Origin of the sequence: Paraburkholderia sp., assembly GCF_034668105.1 — a bacterium.
In the GTDB taxonomy this organism is placed as follows: domain Bacteria; phylum Pseudomonadota; class Gammaproteobacteria; order Burkholderiales; family Burkholderiaceae; genus Paraburkholderia.
The window spans coordinates 1-19,708 of sequence record NZ_JAXDPY010000508.1 but is presented as its reverse complement, the minus strand read 5'-3'; the positions used below and the strand labels follow the sequence as shown (position 1 = coordinate 19,708).

At 64.4% G+C, this 19,708-nt stretch carries 5 protein-coding genes; all 5 read left to right on the top strand.

Going from position 1 to position 19,708, the window contains the following annotated elements; genetic code table 11:
- Nucleotides 1-56 precede the first annotated feature (56 nt).
- The 5 genes from QOC89_RS22730 (at nucleotide 57) to QOC89_RS22710 (ending at nucleotide 19,500) form a co-directional block, all read left to right on the top strand.
- Nucleotides 57-9,716 (top strand): amino acid adenylation domain-containing protein, encoded by a 9,660-nt coding sequence (locus tag QOC89_RS22730; RefSeq protein ID WP_416340443.1) that lies wholly within the window; start codon nucleotides 57-59, stop codon nucleotides 9,714-9,716.
- Between the two features lie 78 nt (nucleotides 9,717-9,794).
- Complete coding sequence (locus tag QOC89_RS22725; protein WP_323047073.1) at nucleotides 9,795-14,831, top strand: non-ribosomal peptide synthetase; 5,037 nt, start codon at nucleotides 9,795-9,797, stop codon at nucleotides 14,829-14,831.
- A 76-nt stretch (nucleotides 14,832-14,907) separates the two neighbouring features.
- Complete coding sequence (locus tag QOC89_RS22720) at nucleotides 14,908-16,284, top strand: lysine N(6)-hydroxylase/L-ornithine N(5)-oxygenase family protein (protein ID WP_323047072.1); 1,377 nt, start codon at nucleotides 14,908-14,910, stop codon at nucleotides 16,282-16,284.
- 45 nt (nucleotides 16,285-16,329) lie between these two features.
- On the top strand, nucleotides 16,330-18,579 hold the full coding sequence (locus QOC89_RS22715; protein WP_323047071.1) for a TonB-dependent siderophore receptor: 2,250 nt from the start codon (nucleotides 16,330-16,332) through the stop codon (nucleotides 18,577-18,579).
- A 78-nt stretch (nucleotides 18,580-18,657) separates the two neighbouring features.
- Nucleotides 18,658-19,500: a formyltransferase family protein gene (locus QOC89_RS22710; protein ID WP_323047070.1), complete on the top strand. Its 843-nt coding sequence runs from the start codon at nucleotides 18,658-18,660 to the stop codon at nucleotides 19,498-19,500.
- Nucleotides 19,501-19,708 lie beyond the last annotated feature (208 nt).

Here is a 19,708-nt window from a genome sequence, read left to right as displayed (position 1 = left end):
GCGCTGCTTTGACAGACACAGAAGCAGACACAGCGCGTTTCGATGGCGACGAGCCGGTGCATCCGCGCGCGGCCGCCTACCTGATCTACACGTCCGGCTCGACGGGCACGCCGAAGGCGGTGGCGGTCGAACACGGACCGCTCGCCGCGCATGGCGACGCGCTCGCCGAATCCTTGCCGATCGACGGTAACGATCGCGTGTTGCATTTCGCCTCAGTGAATTTCGATGTGTCGATCGAAGCATGGCTGGTGCCGCTCGCCGTGGGCGGCAGTGTGGTGATCAGCGATCCGCCGCCGTTTGCGCCGGAGGCCACGCATGCCTTCATGTTGCGCGAGGGCGTGACCAACACCACGCTGCCGCCTGCTTATCTGCGCGAATTCGCCAACGTTTGCGAGCGGCTTGGCGTGCCGCCTTCGTTGCGGGTGCTGCTGTTCGGCGGCGAAGCGATGTCGCAGGACAGCTTCGACGAGATTCGCCGCGTGTTTCCGTCGATCCGCCTCGTCAATGGCTATGGCCCGACCGAGGCGGTGATTTCGCCGATGCTGTGGCCGGTCGATCCGGGCATGACGCCGGCGCTGGAAGCGGGCAACGGTTACGCGTCGCTGCCGATCGGCTGGCCGATCGGGCGCCGGGTGGCGCGAATCGAGGGGGCGGCGCGGCGTGGTGAGCCAGGCGAACTGCTGCTCGGTGGCGTGTGTCTCGCGCGGGGTTATCACGGCCGTGCTGGGTTGACCGCCGAACGCTTTTTGCCGGACGCGAACGGCGCCCCGGGTGAGCGAATCTACCGCACCGGCGATCTCGCGCGTGAACGCGGCGATGGATCGTTCGACTATCTCGGCCGTCTCGACGATCAGGTGCAGGTGCGCGGCGTGCGGGTGGAACCGGGCGAGATCGCGGCATGCCTGCTGACGCATCCAGTGGTCGCCGATGCGGGCGTGCTGGCCGAGACAACGGGCGGCAGAACGCAACTGATTGCCTGTGTGGTGATGAAAGAGGGCGTGGCGGTGGAGTCGCGTGGCGAAGTAGCGCACGGCGATGCAACACGCAGCGACGCTGTATGCGGCGAAGAGTCCCGAGACGAAGCCGCCTCCAGCGACGCCGCATTGCAGGCGCACCTCGCTGCGCATTTGCCGCAAGCGTGGCTGCCGCATCGCTTCGCGCGCTTTGCCCGTTTGCCTTATACGCTGAACGGCAAGCTCGATCGCGCTGCTTTGCGCGATGCGGTGGCGGCACTCCCGGTTGCGGCCGCAACCGGCTATGTCGCGCCGCAAACCGTCACGGAACAACGCCTTGCCGATCTCTGGCAAACACTCCTGAACGACCCCGCGCCGATCGGCCGCACGGATCGATTCTTTTCGCGCGGCGGCGATTCGCTCGCGGCGATGCAGTTGCAGGCGGCGATCCGGATCGAATGGCGCGTGAATCTGCGGCTCGATGCCTTGTTCGGCGATCTCGCGCTCGAAATGCTCGCGACGCTGATCGACAACAGTGAAACGGAAACGGCGGTAAATCGACATCAGCAGATCACGGTATTGCAGCCTATAAACGCCCCGTTCGTCGACCGGGCGGCTTCATTCGCGCAGCAGCGCTTCTGGGTTCTTGCGCAAACTCAGGACGCCGGCTCGGCGTATCACGTCGCTGTGCAATGGGACGTGCAGGGCGCGCTCGATCGCGCCACCTTGCAACGCGCGCTCGATTGTCTGATCGAGCGTCAACAGGCCTGGCGCACGACACTCGTCGAAAACGACGATGGCATCGTCATGCAGCGCATTCATGCTGAACTGCCTGTGCGAATCGCCGAAATCGAGCTGCATACCAACAGTGAGGCCGAGCGCGCATCGCGGCTCGCGGCGTTGACGGAGCAACACGTCGGCGCGGCGTTCGATCTGTCGAAGGGTCCGCTGGTACGCGCCACGCTCATCACGCTGACCAACAACTCGCAACGCTTCCTGTTGACGACCCATCATGCGATCAGCGACGGCTGGAGCTCGCGCTGCGCCTTCGACGAACTACGAACGGCCTACACGGCGTTCGCGACAGGACGTACGCCACAATTGCCCGCACTGCCGGTTCAATACGCCGACTATGCGCAATGGCAGCGCGACTGGCTCGCCGCAGGCGAAGGCGAACGACAGCTCGCGTATTGGCGCGACACATTGCGTGCCGCGCCGCGGCCGCTGGCATTGCCGCTCGACCGGCCGCGCTCGCCGCAACGCGACTATCGCGGCGGCCGGCTCGCATTGCGGTTGCCGCAGGCGGTCTCCGCGGCGGTACGCGACACCGCGCGGCGCGCACAAGCGTCACCCTTTACCGTGCTGTTGGCTGCTTTCGATGCGTGGCTCTATCGGTTGACCGGCGCAACCGACATCGTGGTGGCCGCGCCGGTTGCGCATCGGCAGCGTGCCGAAACGGCGCCACTGGTCGGTCTGTTTCTCAACACGCTGGCATTGCGCGCGCGTGTAGCGCCTGGACAATCGTTCGCTGCATTGCTCGACGATGTACGCCGCTCGGCGTTCGATGCTTTCGCGCATCAGCATGTGCCGTTCGATCAGGTGCTCGATGCCGTCACACCGCCGGTGCGGCGCGGTGAAGAATGGCTGAAGGTCAAGTTCGCGCAGCAGTTCGATCTGGAATTGACGGCTGAATTGCCGGGTGCTTCGGTGCGGCTGTCGCCGGGACTCGATCTCGCCGCGCGTTTCGATCTCGCGCTTGATTTCACCGATGATCCGCGCGGGATTGAACTGGTACTCGCGTATGCGCTCGACGGTCTCGATGAAGCGACCGCGCAGGCGTGGCTCAATAGTTATGGCGCGCTCGTTGCCGACGCGGTGCGCGATCCGCAGAGTGCGATTGCTGAACTCGACTGCGCGGATGGCGTTGAGTACGGCGCGGCGCGCTATGGGCGTGCGCTTCAGCATGAAGCAGGCAGCGTGCTTGCGCTTTTCGCGCGTCACGCGAGTGAAACGCCGCATCGCATTGCGCTTGCGGACGCTGACACACAACTCACCTTCGCCGAACTCGACGATGCGTCGGAGCGCATTGCGCTGGCGTTGCAGCAACGCAAGGTTGGCGCGGAGCAGCCGGTTGTGGTGTGTATCGAGCGTTCGGTGCGGTTCGCGATTGCGTTGCTCGGCGTGATGAAGTCTGGCGCTTACGCGGTGCCACTCGATCCTGTTGCGCCGCGCGAGCGCCTCGCGGCGGCAGTGGGTGCCTGCGGCGCGCATTGGGTGTTGACTGCGGGTGGCCTGCAAGCCATCCATGCCGTAGGCGCTGCACAGACGCTCGACATCGATTCGCTCACGCGGGGTTCGTCGAGTTTGAGCACGAGTACCGATCCTGGCGCGCATGGCGGAGGCGACGCGAACGTGGAGTCCGCAGCGAACGTGGAGGTTCACGCCGCCGCCGCCCCGCGTCCCGGACCGCTGCCCGATCAGGCGGCCTATCTGATCTTCACTTCTGGATCGACCGGCGTGCCGAAGGGCGTCGTGATCTCGCATCGCGCGCTGGCTGACTACGTCGAAGGCATGCTGGACGAACTCGCCTTTGCCGCCGACGCTTCGATGGCAATGGTCTCCACTGTCGCCGCCGATCTCGGTCACACGACGCTATTCGGTGCGCTCTGCTCGGGCCGCACGCTGCATCTGCTGCCGGCCCAATGCGCGTTCGATCCCGATCGCTTCGCGCATGAAATGCGCACGCGCGGCGTCGGTGTATTGAAGATCGTGCCGAGCCATCTGCATGCGCTGCTCGACGCACAGCAGCCGGCCGACGTGTTGCCCACGCACGCGTTGGTGACGGGCGGCGAGGCGTTGCCGTGGTCGCTGGTTGCACGGATCGCGGCGCTTAAACCGGCGTGCCGTGTTATTAATCACTACGGGCCGACGGAGGCGACCGTTGGTGCGTTGACCTTTGATACGTCCGCGCTGGCTCATGCCGAATTGGGCTTGCAGGATGTTCTCGGTGAGCAAGAGGGGCATTCCGCGCACGCCGTGCAATCCATGCAGGTCACCCAATTCGCGCAGGCGACGCAAGCCACGCAAACCGCCCAAACCGCCCAAACCGCCCAAACCGCCCAAACCGTCCCCTTAGGCCTACCGTTGCCGAACGCATACGCATGCGTGCTCGACAGCCAAGGTGCGAACGTGCCACCCGGCGGAATTGGCGAGCTCTACCTCGGTGGTCCGGGCCTCGCGCGCGGCTATCTGCAGCGCGCCGCTGCCACCGCCGAGCGCTTCGTCCCGCATCCATTCGCGCCGGGTGAGCGTCTTTACAGAACGGGCGACCGTGTGCGGCTGCGTGCCGATCGCCGGCTGGATTTTCTTGGGCGGCTCGACGATCAGGTGAAAATTCGCGGCTATCGCGTCGAGCCCGGCGAGGTCAGCGCGGCACTGCGCGCGCTCGCAGGCGTCGCTCAGGCGGAGACGCTTGCCGTGGAGCATGAAGGGCGTTTGCGCCTCGCATCGTTTGTTGCGTCGTCCAACGGCGCATGCCTCGACGAATCGGCTTTACGCGCCGCGCTCATCTCGCGCTTGCCGGAATACATGTTGCCGGCCGTGTTGCTGATCGTCGCCGCGTTACCGGTAACCGCAAACGGCAAAGTTGATCGAGCGGCATTGCGCGCGCTTGCTGCGACGCCGATGCCATCTGTCGCTGAAGGTGATGCCCCGCAAGGGACGACCGAAGAAGCGCTCGCCGCCGTCTGGAAGGAAGTGCTCAAGGCTGAGCGAGTAGGCCGCGACGATAACTTCTTCGAGCTGGGCGGCGATTCGATTCTGGTGTTGCAGGTGATCGCGCGCTCGCGTAAGCGCGGTGTGCGCTTTACGCCGAAGCAGTTGTTCGACGCGCCGACGTTGGCACTCCTCGCCCGTGTTGCAACAATGGTGGATGCCACCGCATCGGCCACACCGGTTACATCGAAAACGCAATCCGCGCCGTCCGCATCCAGCACTCCGGCATCGCAGGCAGCGTCCCAGCAAGCCACGACGCTCACCCCGGCGCAGCTACGCTTCTTCGCGCTGGAGATCCCACAGCGCGGTCACTGGAATCAATCGATTGAACTCGAAACTCAGGGACCGTTCGACGCGGATGCGTTTGCTGCTGCATTCGAAACACTGCTGACGCATCACGAGATCTTCCGTCATCGTTTCGCCCCGAGCGGTCCCGGTGGAGAATGGCAGCTCACGTTCGCCGCGCGCGCGTTCGAGGCGCTGCCGCTTGCCGTCGCGTCCGCGCGCGACGAGCATGACGCGCTCGCCCAGTTCGATGCGTTGCAAAGCACGCTCGATCTGACGTACGGCCCGCTTGTCTGCGCGCTCGCCGCGCTGTTGCCGGACGGGACGACGAAGCTTTATCTGGCGATTCATCACCTGATCGTCGACGGCGTGTCGTGGCGCGTATTACTGGATGATCTCGATGCGGTCTATCGTGCGGCGCGCGAGCGTCGCACGGTACGCCTTGCATCGACGGGCACGAACGCGCAGGAATGGGCGACCCGACTTGCGCGCGCGGCAACCGACGCAACGAACTTGCCGATCGTCGGTGATGCGCCTTATTCAGCGACGCCCGACGCAACGAACACACCGTTCGCCGCAGAAGTACCGTATTGGACCGCGCTCGCGGCACCTTGCGACGACCTGCCACTCGACCATCCGCAAGCCAGCGCGACTAACGCGGACGCGCAATCCGTCATCCAGACGATCGACGCCGATCTGACGCGCGCCGCATTGACCGGGGCAAACGCGGCCTATCGCACGCAGATGGTCGAATTGCTGCTCGCGGCGTTGGTGCAGTCGCTCGGTTTGCCTCGCTGCCGCATCGAACTCGAAGGTCATGGCCGCGAGGCACTGTTCGACGACGTCGACGTGAGCCGAACGCCAGGTTGGTTGACGAGTCACTATCCTGCGCGGTTCAGCATCGAAAGCACGCCGGCGGCGACGCTCGGCGCGCTCAAGGACACGCTGCGCGCCGTGCCGAACAAGGGGCTCGGCTTCGGTGTGTTGCGTCACTACGGCGATGCGGCGACGCGCGCGGCGCTCGCTGCCGTGCCGCGACCCCATGTAACTTTCAACTACCTCGGCCAGTTCGATGCGCCGCGCGAGGCCGCGCTCGTACCGCGATTCGGCGGCGTGGGCTGCGAGCGCGATCCCGCCGGGCCGCTCGGCAACGCGCTGGCGATTCACGCGTATGTCGACGGCGATGCCGCACGCACGCTGAAAATCCATTGGGTGTATGGCGCGACGCAGTTCGAGCGCGCGACGATTGAAGCACTCGCGCAGCGCTTCGAATCCGCGCTCGCCGGGTTGACCGCCGCCTGCGCGGCCCGTCTCGCGCGACGCGGCGGCGGGGCGACGCCTGGTGACTATCCGCTCGCGCGCACGGGAGGTCTCACGCAGGCGGCATTGGAGCGCTTGCCGCTCGATCTGCGCACCATCGACGATATTTACCCGCTCTCGCCGATGCAGCACGGCATCCTGTTTCACTCGCTGTTCGCCCCCGAGCAATCGACCTATGTGAATCAACTGGTCGCGACGCTGATCGACCCGGATGTCGAGCGTTTGCGCGCCGCGTTCGAGGGCGCTGTAACGCGCCACGACATCCTGCGCACCGGCTTTACGCCAGATGAAGCCACGCCGATGCAGGTCGTGCATCGCCACGCGCGCATGCCGGTCGAGATACTCGATTGGCGCGATCGAGGCGAGGGTGCGCTCGACGCTTTCGAAACGTGGCTCACGGACGACCGCGCGCGCGGTTTCGATCTGAGTTCGCCGCCTTTGATGCGCGTCGCGCTGATCCGCATCACGGATCGGGCGTGGCGTCTCGTCTGGACCCGTCATCATCTGTTGCTCGACGGCTGGAGCACGGCGCGTTTCTTTGCCGACGTGCTGCGCGACTATATCGAACCGCGGCGTGCGCAACCGTTCGCCGCACCTGCCGGAGCGCGCTACCGGGATTTCATCGCGTGGCTTGCGGCGCGCGATGTGGAAGGCGAGCGCGCGTTCTGGTTGCAACGTCTTGCGCTTATCGAGGAACCGACGCTGGTTGCAGATCGCGAGCGCGAACATGTCCGTGTTCACGAGCACGAGCACGACCGCGGACACGGACGCGACAACGACCGTGAGCACACACCCGAAACCCGCCGCATCGCCAAACATCTCACGCGCCGCGAATCATTCGACGCCGACACTACGGCACGTCTCACCGAAACCGCGCGCCGTCTGAAGATCACGCTCAACACGATGGTGCAGGGCGCATGGGCGCTCGCCCTGCAACGTATGACGCATCACACCGCTATCGCCTTCGGCGCCACCGTGGCAGGCCGCCCTGACGCACTGCCCGATGTCGACACCGTGCTGGGCCTTTTCATCAACACGCTGCCGGTCATCACCGCGCCGTTGCCGCAACGCCGTGCATCGGCATGGCTGCAGGAATTGCAGCGCGACAATGCCGCCGCGGCGGAACACGCGCATACGCCGCTCTACGAAATCCAGCAGTGGGCGGGGCAAGGTGGCGGCGCGCTGTTCGACACGCTGCTGGTATTCGAAAACTATCCGGTCGATGAAGCCTGGCAAGGACGCGACGAACGCGCCCTCAAGCTGCGCGACCTGCGCAATATCGAAGCGACCGATTTCGCGCTGACCCTCGTGATCGAAGCCGGCACGACGCTCACGATCGACTATGGCTATGACACCGCGCAACTCGACGCAGCACGCGTGGCTGCATTGCATCGTGCCTTTGCTGCATGCCTCGCGGGCTTGATTGCCGATCCGCACGCATTGCTAGGCACGATCACGATCGCCAGCACCGACGATCTCGCCATGCTGGCGAACGCCAATGCGACCGCACAATCCTGGCCGCTGGCGCAGCGGCAGCCGCTGCATCGGCAGTTCGAGCAGGCTGCCCTCGCGTCGCCGGACGCAATCGCGCTCGAATTCTTCGACCCACAAGGACGCATGCAGCAGATGAGCTACGGCGAGCTCGATGCACACGCGAACCGGATCGCGGCCGCGCTCGTCACAGCGGGCGTACAGCCGGATACGGCGGTGGCGTTATGTGTCGAGCGCTCGTTCGATATGGTGGTGGCGCTGATCGCCGTGCTGAAAGCGGGCGCGGCGTATCTGCCGATCGATCCTGACTATCCGGCCGACCGGATTGCGTATCTGCTCACCGACGCGAGCCCGGCGGTCGTACTCACGCAGTCGCATCTGCGCGACCGTGTCGAGGCGGCGGTCGAAACCATCGACGCCAGAATCCTGACGGTCGACGAACTGCTCAGCAGCAACACCACGCTCGCCGCACCGGCGGAGGTCGAGCCCGAACAACTCGCTTACCTGATTTACACGTCGGGCTCGACCGGCAAACCGAAGGGCGCGGGCAATACGCATCGCGCGCTCGCGAACCGGATCGCGTGGATGCAGGACGCGTATCGACTGAACGCTGACGACGTCGTGCTGCACAAGACGCCGTTCGGCTTCGACGTGTCGGTATGGGAGTTTGTCTGGCCGCTCGCCGTCGGCGCGAAACTCGCGATTGCTGCGCCGGGCGATCATCGCGATCCCGCACGTTTGGTCGCGGCAATCGAAACGCATCGCGTCACGACGCTGCATTTCGTGCCGTCGATGCTCGCCGCGTTCGTTGCGCATCTGGAAGATTTCAAGGCCACGGCCCGCTGCGCGAGTATCGAGCGCATCGTGGCCAGTGGCGAAGTGCTCGCGCCGGAACTCGTGGCGCGCGTCGCGCGGCACTTGCCGCATGCGCGCCTCGACAACCTGTATGGCCCGACCGAAGCCGCCATCGACGTCTCGCACTGGCGTTGCGATGTACGGGATAGCAACACAGGGTCCGTGCCGATCGGTCATCCGATCGCGAATCTGCAACTGCATGTACTCGATGCGGCGCTCCAGCCGCTGCCGTCAGGGGCAATCGGCGAACTCTATCTCGGCGGCGTGGGACTCGCGCGCGGCTATCTCGGCCGTGCCGCGTTGACGGCGGAGCGTTTCGTTCCCGATCCCTTTGTTGAAGGCGCACGTCTTTATCGAACCGGCGACCTCGCGCGCCGTCGCGCGGATGGTGCGCTCGATTATCTCGGCCGTATCGATACGCAAGTGAAGCTGCGAGGTCAGCGCATCGAACCCGGTGAAATCGAGGCCTTGTTGCGCGCGGAACACGCTGTACACGACGCGGTGGTGATGGTGCGTGACGAGCAGCTGATCGGCTACGTCGCGCGAGGCGTGGGCCACACGATCGACACGGATGCCCTGCTCGGTGCACTGCGTGCTCAATTGCCCGCGTACATGGTGCCTTCGCAACTGATCGAGCTGGACGTGCTGCCTGTCACGCCGAATGGCAAGTGTGACCGTCATGCGCTGCCGGCTCCGGCGCGTGGTCCTTCTTCCGGCAACAGCGCGGCGGCATCGCCGCAAACCGATACCGAGCGGGAACTCGCCGAAATCTGGAAGGGCGTGCTGCGTCTCGAAGCGGTTGGTCGCCATGACGACTTCTTCGCATTGGGCGGTCACTCGCTGCTCGCGACGCAGGCCAATGCGCGGGCCAATCTGCATTGGACGCTGATCCTGCCGCTGCGCACGCTATTCGACGAACGCACGCTGCAACACTGTGCCGCCGCGATCGATCGCGCGCTGGCAGAACGCGACGCGGGTGGCGAAGGGGATACCGTGAGCGCGATCGATGCACTGCTCGGCGAATTCGAACTGCAATAAGCGATCACGCCATTACGCCATTACGCCATCACGCCGCTACGCCACCAGCACTGAGCACCAGAACTGAGACAAGCTCGCATGACGACAGCCAAACCGGACCTGCTTTCCCTCGCGACGCGCTTCGCGCTTTTGCCGGACGCGCAGCGCAAAGCGCTTCTCACGAAGCTCGACGCAGCCGGCATCGATTTTCGGGTGTTGCCGATTCCGCCGCGCGCCGAGCGGACCGCGAGCGTGCCGGCTTCATTCGCGCAAACGCGTCTGTGGCTGCATGCGCGCATGATCGACGAACCGGCGGCGTATCACATCACCGAGCGTCTGCGTCTGGACGGTGCGCTGGATGCGAACGCGCTGCGTCTTTCGTGCGACGCGCTGATCGCGCGGCATGAAGCGTTGCGCACGACGTTCGCGGAGAGTGCCGACGGCGTGTTGCAGACCGTGCATGCGCCGTCACGTTGTCCGTGGCATGCGAGCGACGTGAGCGCGTTGCCCGTAAATGAGCGCGAGACACGTGCGGCCGCTATCGCACAAGCGGATGAGGCGCAGGCCTTCGATCTGTCGGTTGGTCCGCTGATGCGCGCGCATTTGATCCGGCTCGACGCGATGACTCACTGGCTCGCGTTGACGACGCATCACATCGTGTCCGACGGCTGGTCCGCGGACGTGATACTCGCGGAGTTGGCATCGTTCTATCACGCGTATGCGAAGAACGAAGCCGTATCGCTGACATCGCTGCCGATCCAGTACGCGGATTACGCGCTGTGGCAGCGCCGTTGGCTCGACGCGGGCGAGCGTGAGCGCCAGTTGGCATTCTGGCGTGACAGACTGGACGCGAGCCGCGACGTGCTGATGTTGCCAGGCGCCGCGCCGCGTCCGGCCCAGCGCAGCGCGCGTGGGGCGCGGCACCGGTTCGTGCTGGACGGCGCGCTTGTCCAGCGGGTCAAGGCGCTCGCCAATGGGCAGCGCGCAACGCCGTTCGCCGTGCTGCTTGCGGCGCTCAACGCCGTGCTCGCGCGGTCATCGGGTGACGCGCAGATTCAGATCGGCGTGCCCGCTGCGAATCGCGAGCGCGGGGAAGTGGCTGGCCTCGTCGGCTTCTTTGTGAACACGCTGACGCTCGCGACCGCTGTTCCCGCCACCCAACCGTTTGCCGCACTGGTCGATGCGACCCAGCAAACGCTCATCGACGCTCAATCGCATCAGGATGTGCCGTTCGAACAGGTGGTTGAAGCGCTCGGTGTGGTGCGCAGCGCGAGCCACCATCCGCTGTTTCAGGTGATGTCGGCCTATGGTGCGCGTCGCCGTTTGCCCTCACTCGCCGACGTGCGGATGACGGAGTTGGCGCCGGGCGCGCCATTCGCCAAGTTCGATCTGACGCTGGGTTTCGAGGAACGTGATGACGATTCTATCGACGCTTACCTCATCTACGCGCTCGATCTCTTTGAGGCGGATGCGCTCGAGCGGTTCGCGGGCCGCTTTGTCGAACTGCTGTCGAATGCGACCGCGGCGCCTGGGACGGTGGTTGGCGATCTGCAATGGGTGCCTGAAGCCGAGCGTGTGCAGTTGGATGCGTGGAACAGAACGGCGACCGGTCCTGAGGAAGCCTTCAGGCCGGTGCATCAGCGTGTGGCCGAGCATGCCCGCGCCCGCCCCGATGCGCGGGGCGTAGCGGATCTCGAACGCTCGCTCACACGCGGCGAAGTGGACGCGCGCGCGACGCGGCTCGCGCAGCGCCTCATCGCAGCCGGTGTGAGCGCGGAGATGCGTGTCGGGGTGGCGCTGAGCCGCTCGGTCGATCTGCTGGTCGGGCTGATTGCCGCGCTGAAGGCCGGCGGCGCGTTTGTGCCGCTCGACCCCAGCCATCCGCGCGAACGCCTTGCACAGATTCTGGATGATGCGCAGATCACGCATGTCATTACCGAACGCGCCAGCGTGGCCGCGCTGCCGGCGTCGGATCGCTTGCGGTTCTGGCTGATCGACGAGGCCTCGCGGGATGATGATTTATCGATCTTGCCCACCGTCTCACCGCACCAGGCGGCCTATGTGATCTACACGTCGGGCTCGACCGGCAAGCCGAAGGGCGTCGTGGTCGATCACGAGTCGTTCGCGCGGCACTGTGCGGCAATTGCCGAACGTTACGGCGCAGGCGAAAGCGACGTCTTCCTGCTGTTTCAGTCGGTCAATTTCGACGGCGCCCACGAAGGCTGGTTCTCGCAGTACATGTCCGGCGCCGCGGTGGCCATCACCGCCGACACGTTATGGCCGCCCGCGCAAACCTGCCGGATGATGGTGCGCGAAGGCGTGACGATGACCTACGTGCCGCCGGGTTGCGCAACGCAGCTTGCCGAATGGGCGCTCGCCCACGGCGCGCCGCCGACCTTGCGGTCGCTGACGGTAGGCGGTGAAGCAACCTCGCGCGAAGCTTTCGCGCTGCTGCGCCGCGCGTTTCCCGATGCGCGCATCGTCAACGGTTATGGGCCGACCGAGACGATCATCACACCGATGCTGTGGATGTTCCATCCCGCCGACGATGTCGCGAAGCTTGCCGACAGTGCCTATCTGCCGATCGGCACGCTGGTCGGCGCGCGCTCCGCGCATGTGCTCGACGCGCGCCTGAATCCGCTGCCGGTCGGTGTAATCGGCGAGCTGTATCTGGGCGGCGAGGGCGTGGGTGTTGCACGCGGTTATCTCGACCGGCCCGCGCTCACCGCCGAGCGCTTCGTGCCGGATCCGTTCGGTGCACGAGGTGCACGGCTCTATCGCACGGGCGACCTCGTCAAGCGGCGCGCCGACGGCGTGTTCGACTTTATCGGCCGCGTGGATCATCAGGTGAAGCTGCGCGGCTTGCGTATCGAGTTGGGTGAAATCGAGGCGCAGCTCGCCGCGCACGACGACGTGCGCGAGGCCGTGGCGATCGTGCACGGCAACGGAGCGCAAGCGGCCCTGGTGGCGTATGTCGAGTTGAGCGCGGAAGCGCGCGAGCGCAACACGCGTGCGGACGCCGCCGAGCTCGACGCGCATTTGCGCCATACGTTGCCCGATTACATGGTGCCCGCGCATATCGTCGTGCTCGATGCGCTGCCGCGCAACGCGAACAGCAAGGTGGACCGCGCTGCTTTGCCGGAGCCGCAGCGCGTCGCGCGGGTTTATCAGGCGCCCGCGGCCGGCCTCGAAACGGCGCTCGCCGCGATTTTCCGGGAAGTGCTGGGCGTCGAGCGGGTCGGTCGGGGCGATCATTTCTTCGAACTCGGCGGACATTCGCTCGCGGCCGTGCGGGTGGCGACGCGCGTAGCCGAGCGGCTCGGACGGGATGTGCCGGTGCGCTCGCTCTTCGAAGCGCCGATCCTCGCTCAGTATGCGCAGCGCGTGATGGCGGCGGCGCGAAGTGAGGCGGTGGTCGAAGCGGATGTCGAGTCCGGTTTGCAGTCCGGGTTCGCGAGTGCAGCGGTGAATCCGCGTGCGGCTGCCGATGCGCAAGGCGTGTTGCCTTTGTCCGCGGCGCAATTGAGCCTGTGGTTCTTGTGGCGCGCGCAGCCGGACAGCGCGGCCTACAACATTCCTGTCGCATTGCGTTTGCATGGGCCGCTCGATGTCGATGCATTGCGTGAAGCATTTGCCGTGGCCGCGGCGCGGCATCCGGCGCTGCGTACGCGGCTCGTCGAACGTAAGGGGGAATTGCCGGGCCAACGGATCGCGGCGATAGCGCCTTTTGAACTGCCGGTGATCGAAACGTCCGCCCTCGAAGGGAGCGACGCAGCCGCCCGCGAGGCGGCGGCCGTTACGCTGACCAACGACGATGCGCTGACCCCCTTCGATCTGCTCGACGATGCACCGCTGTGGCGTGTGCGGCTATTGCGTCTCAGCGAGCACGATCATGTGTTGTCGCTGGTGGTGCATCACATCGTGTCGGATGGGCAATCGATCGATCTGTGGCTCGACGAGGTCCGTACCATCTATGTGGCGATCGTACGTGGTGCGTCGCCGGCGGCTTCGAGCCCGTCTTCGCCTGTGGCGCATGCGCCGGTGCTGCCGGTCGCGGCGTCACGCGCGCGTCTGTCGTTCTGGCGCGACGCGCTATCCGGCGCGCCCGCGCACGTTTTACCTGCGCCGCCGTCGGGCCGGTCCACGGCGCCATGCTGGAGCGCAGGCCGCCTCGCGTTCGAACTCGCGCCGGACGTGGTTCGGGGCGCCCGCGCGATGGCGCTCGAAGTTCACGCCACGCTGCCGATGTTGCTGCACGCGGCGCTGAACGTCGCCTTCTATCGTGCGACCGGCGCGCCCGATCAGCTGGTCGGCGTCCTCGCATCGACGCGCGAATTGACCGGCGAGTCCGCACGCCGCGCGCTTGGGCTCTTTATCAATGCGGTGGTCGTGCGCACCCGGCTCGCGGAAACGCACTCGCCCGCCACGCTGCTGGCTGAAGTTCGCGACTCGGCGCTCGCTGCCTATTCGCACGCGGACACGCCCTTCGCCGACGTAGTCGCGGCATTGCGCGCGCCGCGCCCGGAGCCCGGCAATCCGCTTTTCTCGGTGATGTTCAACTATCTGCGGCCTGCGGGCACAGCGGGCCGAGACTGGGCCGGTCTGACGCTCGACGATTTCAACGACGTGCGGCATCGCGTCGTGTTCGAACTGGAACTCGATGTGGTCGAACACGCGGATGGGCGCGTGACGGGTGCGTTCTCGTATGCGAACGAACTGGTCGACGGGCGATTCGTCGAGGCGTTGAGCGCCGACTATCTGGCGGTGGTGCGGCAGTTTGTCGATGCGCCGCATGAGGCACTCGGCGCGCCGCCGGCACGCTTCGCACTTGCAACGCCCGGCGATGTTGCCGACGTGCACCGTCGTGGCGCGCTTCACGACGAAGCGATCCGACTCACGCACGCGCTCGAACGTGTCTGGAGCGATCTCTTCGCAGGCAACACGCCTGCGCATCACGACGATCTATTCGAAGCCGGTGCGACCTCGTTCGACATCGTGCGCTTCGTCGACGCGGCGCTTGCAGCCGGTCATGTCCTCTCGATTGCCGATGTATTCGCCGCGCCGAGCTTCGCCGCGCTGAGCGCGCGGATCGTTGCGGGTGCATCGACGGTTGCCGAGCTGCGCGATGCCGGATAAAGCCCGCGCGACTCGCAAAACATTTTTCCGGCCAGCGCATCCGGCGCGCCGGCTCACATCGATAAGGACCTGCGACATGCACAGAGACACCGTATTTGATCTGATCGGCATCGGCTTCGGGCCGTCGAATCTGGCGCTTGCCGTGCGCCTCGCGGAAGAGGCCGGCAACGCGAACCACGCGGACCTCACGCATTGCTTTATCGAACGCCAGCCGGCGTTCGGCTGGCATCGCGGCATGCTGCTCGACGACTGCCGGATGCAGATTTCCTTTCTCAAGGATCTCGTCACGCTACGCGATCCGAAGAGCCGCTTCACGTTCATCAATTATCTGTTCGAGCGGGGACGTCTGGCGGATTTCGTGAATTTGAAGAGCTTCTATCCAACGCGCGTCGAGTTTCACGATTACCTGAGCTGGGTCGCGGGGGCGTTCGACGAGCGCGTGCATTACGGTCAGACGGTGCTCGGTATCGAAGCGGTCAAGGCCGCTGGGAACGCCAATGAAGTTGAAGCGCTGCGCGTGTTTTCGCGCGACGAAGAGGGCCACGAGTGGCAGCGCGTGACGCGCGCGCTATCGGTCGGCATTGGCGGCGCTGCGCAGGTGCCGGAGGCGTTTGCCGCACTCGGTTCGCACAATATCGTGCATTCGTCGAAGTATCTGACCTCGATCGATCGAGTGGTGGGACGTGTCGACGGCCCGCGCAAGCGTGTCGCGGTGATCGGTGCGGGGCAGAGCGCGGCCGAAGTGTTCGTCGATCTGACGCGGCGCTATCCGCATGTCGACGCGAGTCTCGTGATCCGTTCGAGCGCGCTCAAGCCCGCCGACGACAGCCCGTTCGTCAACGAGATCTTCAGCCCGGCTTTTACCGACATCGTTTACGCGCAGCCGCGAGACGGCCGCCGTTCGCTGATCGAGCGCTTTCGTGACACCAACTATGCGGTGGTCGACCGTCCGCTGATCGAGCAGATCTACGAAATGCTCTATATGCAGAGCGTTACGGCAGAACCACGCCATCGGCTGGTGGCCAACACGGGCATCGAGACGGCGGTGCGCACGGCCGGCGGTCAGATAGAACTCACGCTGCGCGACCGGCTGAGCGGTCATGCACGTGCCGAGCAATTCGACGCGCTCGTGCTGGCGACCGGGTATCGCCGCGACACGCATTTCGACTTGCTCGAAGGCCTCGCGCCGCATCTGGGGGATGCGCTCGCTGAGGGCAACGTCGAACGCGATTACCGGCTCGCCACGCCCGCTAGTTTCAAACCACGCATTTACCTGCAAGGCTGCTGTGAAGACAGCCACGGGCTTTCCGACACGCTGCTGTCGGTGCTCGCGCTGCGCTCCGACGAAATCGCCGCGTCGCTCGCGGGCCAGCGCTCGCAAGAGCGGTTGGCCAGCCGGACCCCACAAGAAGAAAACGGAACGAGCAGGGGCCGCTTGGCCCTCGCTCTTTGATCAAGCGCGGCCGCCTGGCCGCAAGACAACCTGGAGTACTGAGCGATGGAGTGGGCAATCAGCACGCGTCGGCGTGCGATCGCGGCCGCGGCAAGCGTGGTGTTTTACGCGGCGGCAGGGGGTTATGCAGAGGCGCAGCAGGTGGCGCAATTCGCGGCGCAACCTGCTGCGCAGCCAGCAGGCGACGCACCGCAGCAGACCGATACAACACGACCGGACACGACGCCGGTCAATACGCTGCCTTCGATCAGCGTCAAAGGCGCCGCTGAAAGCGAGGCAACGGTTGGCCTCGTCGCGCGCCGCAGCAGTACCGCCACCAAGACCGACACGCCACTCAAGGAAATCCCGCAGACGATCAACGTCGTGACCGCCCAGCAGATCGAGGAAACCGGCGCGACCAGCATCAATGAAGCGTTGCGCTACATTCCGGGCTTTTCGACGTATGGCTCGGATGTGCGCTCGGACTGGTATTCGGTGCTGCGCGGTTTTACGCCGACCGTTTTCGTCGACGGTCTGCAGGTGCCCAATACGCTCAATCTCTCGAGCTGGCGTGTCGATCCGTACATGGTCGACAGCATCACGGTGTTGCGCGGCCCGACTTCCGTTCTGTACGGACAGGGCGATCCGGGCGCGATCATCGACGTGCAGAGCAAGCTCGCGAACGGCGAGCGCACGCGCGAAGTCGAAATGCAAGTGGGCGACTATGCGCGCAAGCAGCTTGCATTCGATATGGGGGACAAGATCGATAAGGACGGCACGCTGTCGTATCGTTTTGTCGGCGTGGGGCGTGACGGCAACTCGCAAACGGGCCCGAATTCCGAGCAGCGTGTGGCGATCGCGCCTTCGGTGAAGTGGCAGCCGAACGCGAAGACCTCGCTGACCGTGGAGGCGAGCTATCTGCAAGATTGGGGCGATGCGTCGAACAACTTTCTGCCGGCACAGGGCACGATTCTGCCGAATCCGAACGGCAAGATTTCACCGGACCTCTATACGGGCGATCCGGACTTTTCGCATTACCGCAAAAAGCAGTGGTCGGTGGGTTACCAGTTCGAATACAAGTTCGATCCGGTCTGGACCTTCCGGCAGAACACGCGCTTGATGCATTTGTCGCTCGATCAGGGGCAGGTGTTCGGCGGTGGTCTCGATCCGGCTGATCCCACCGATGCGTCGCTGCTGCGCTACGTCGGCTTGTATCAGCTGAACTACAGCCGCTTCGACGTCGACAATCAGGCGCTGGCCCAATTCCGTACCGGTGCGCTCGACCATACGGTGCTGCTCGGCTTCGAATACAACCGGCAGTCGACGACCGATAGCGAGTCGATGGCGACCGCGCCGAGCCTGAATATGTACAACCCGGTGTATGCGCCGATCACCAACGCGATTTTCGGCGGCCCGGATGCGTTCCCTCGCACCGATACGAAGTCGACGCTCAATTCGTTCGGCTTGTATGCGCAGGACCAGATCAAGTGGCAGCGCTGGGTGCTGACGCTCGGTGGCCGCGAAGACTGGAGCGACACCACGCAGAACGATCTCGCAGGCGGCACGCGGCTGACGCAGAACGATCATGCGTTCTCGGGACGCGTCGGACTCGTCTATCTCGGCGATTACGGGCTTTCGCCGTATCTCAGCTATTCGACGTCGTTTAATCCGCTTGTCGGCGTGAAGATCGCGGGCGGCGGCATTGCGGAGCCCACCAGGGGCAAACAGATCGAAGCCGGTTTGCGTTGGCAACCGGCCGGCAAGAACCTGATGCTGAACGCGGCGGTTTATCAGATCAACCAGACCAATGTCGTCACCCCGGATCTTGCAATCGATCCGACCGGCGACACGTCGGTGCAGACCGGCGAAGTGCGCTCGCGCGGCATCGAGTTGAGTGGGGTGGGTAATGTCACGCGCAATTTCTCGGTGATCGCCGCGTACGTGTATCAGGACGTGAAGAACATCGAGGCGGCCGACAAAACGTTGGGCAAGTGGCCGGTGGATATTCCGCGGCCGCGTCAGATGGCGTCACTGTGGGGCGACTGGACCTGGCACGTGGGGCCGCTCGCGGGCCTTGGCGTCGGTGCGGGGATCCGCTATCAAAGCGGCGCCGCGGGTGCCGCCGATAACTCGCTGTATGTGCCGAGTTACACCGTGTATGACGCGGCGATTCACTACGAGGTGCGGAATTGGCGCTTCGCGGTGAACGGGCAGAACATTTTTAATCGCCGGTTTGTAAGTGGTTGCCAGTCGGTGGATACCTGCTTCTATGGGAATCCGCGCACGGTGATCGCTACGGCCAGGTACGACTGGTAAGGGGAATGCGTTCGCGCCGTCTGCGAGGCGGTTGATTCGTGCTCTGTCGTAACTATCGATGTTCATAGGAGCCAAACTATGTCGAAGAAAAAGCTTGTTTATATCTGGTCGCTTAGGAATGCCGCTGCTGATAAAGCGGGGCAAGATGTCGCTTATAAGAGCGGCACGCGGTATATGAAGTCCGTGCTGGAATCGCTGGTCGAGGCGCTCAACGATACTGAGCTTGGTGATCTCTATTCATTGGAGCAAGTGATCTATGACGATGATGCGGGCTCGGCGTTGGATCGCGAGAAGCTGAAGGAGTATGGGTTTTCATATGAGCCCGGTAAGCGGTGGTTCTATCCGCCGGGTTTGCGGGTGCAGGGGAAGCCTGTCAATGATTTGTTGCTGGCTATTCCTTCGGATTATCGGCGGGAGCCGCTTGGCGCGATTGGGCGCGTTGCTGGCAAGAGCAGGTTTGAAAAGCGGCTGCTTCAGGCGCTGCTTCAGCTTAAGGCTGATGTCGTTGTGTTGGATGGGTTGTTGATCATTCTCGATGAGTTGGTTCGGGGCGGCGCGCCGTTTTGTCGGAAGATCGTGAATATTCATCCGGGAGTGACTCGGGTGGAATCGCCTTATGAACGGCGAGGTGCTTATGCGACGCTCGATGCTTTGTATGGGGCAAGGGGGAAGAAGGTAGTGGACTGGAAGACGATGGAAACCGTAGACGTTGAGCCGGTTTTTCTCACCGGGGCGTCGTTTCATTATGTCGATAATGGGATCGATTCGGGAGAAGTGATTCATGATGTGCTGAACACCGAGATCGATAAGGACGATACGATTCTGGAATTGCGGTGGAATAATTTTAATCGGAGTTTGTTTCCGGCGTTGCGGGAAGGGCTCGGTGTGTTGGCTGGACATGCTGTCCAGGTTGAGGTTTGAGATTTTTTGTTTTTGCCTTTTCTTGATTTGTTATTGGTCTATTAGCGTCGCCCCTGTGCGGGGCGGCACTTACTTTCTTTGCCGCGGCAAAGAAAGATAAGCAAAGAAAGCCGCTCACCCCGCTAGCTCATAAGCGGGTCCCCCGCACAGCCACGGTAGTGGTGCATCTGGAATCTGTGCCCTCGCACATTCCGCGCTCGTGACACAG

What these genes read in the sequence shown, in the direction of transcription:
- QOC89_RS22720 (WP_323047072.1), top strand. Translation starts at nt 14,908, where the DNA reads ATGCACAGAGACACCGTATTTGATCTGATCGGCATCGGCTTCGGGCCG.
- QOC89_RS22725 (WP_323047073.1), top strand. Translation starts at nt 9,795, where the DNA reads ATGACGACAGCCAAACCGGACCTGCTTTCCCTCGCGACGCGCTTCGCG.
- QOC89_RS22710 (WP_323047070.1), top strand. Translation starts at nt 18,658, where the DNA reads ATGTCGAAGAAAAAGCTTGTTTATATCTGGTCGCTTAGGAATGCCGCT.
- QOC89_RS22715 (WP_323047071.1), top strand. Translation starts at nt 16,330, where the DNA reads ATGGAGTGGGCAATCAGCACGCGTCGGCGTGCGATCGCGGCCGCGGCA.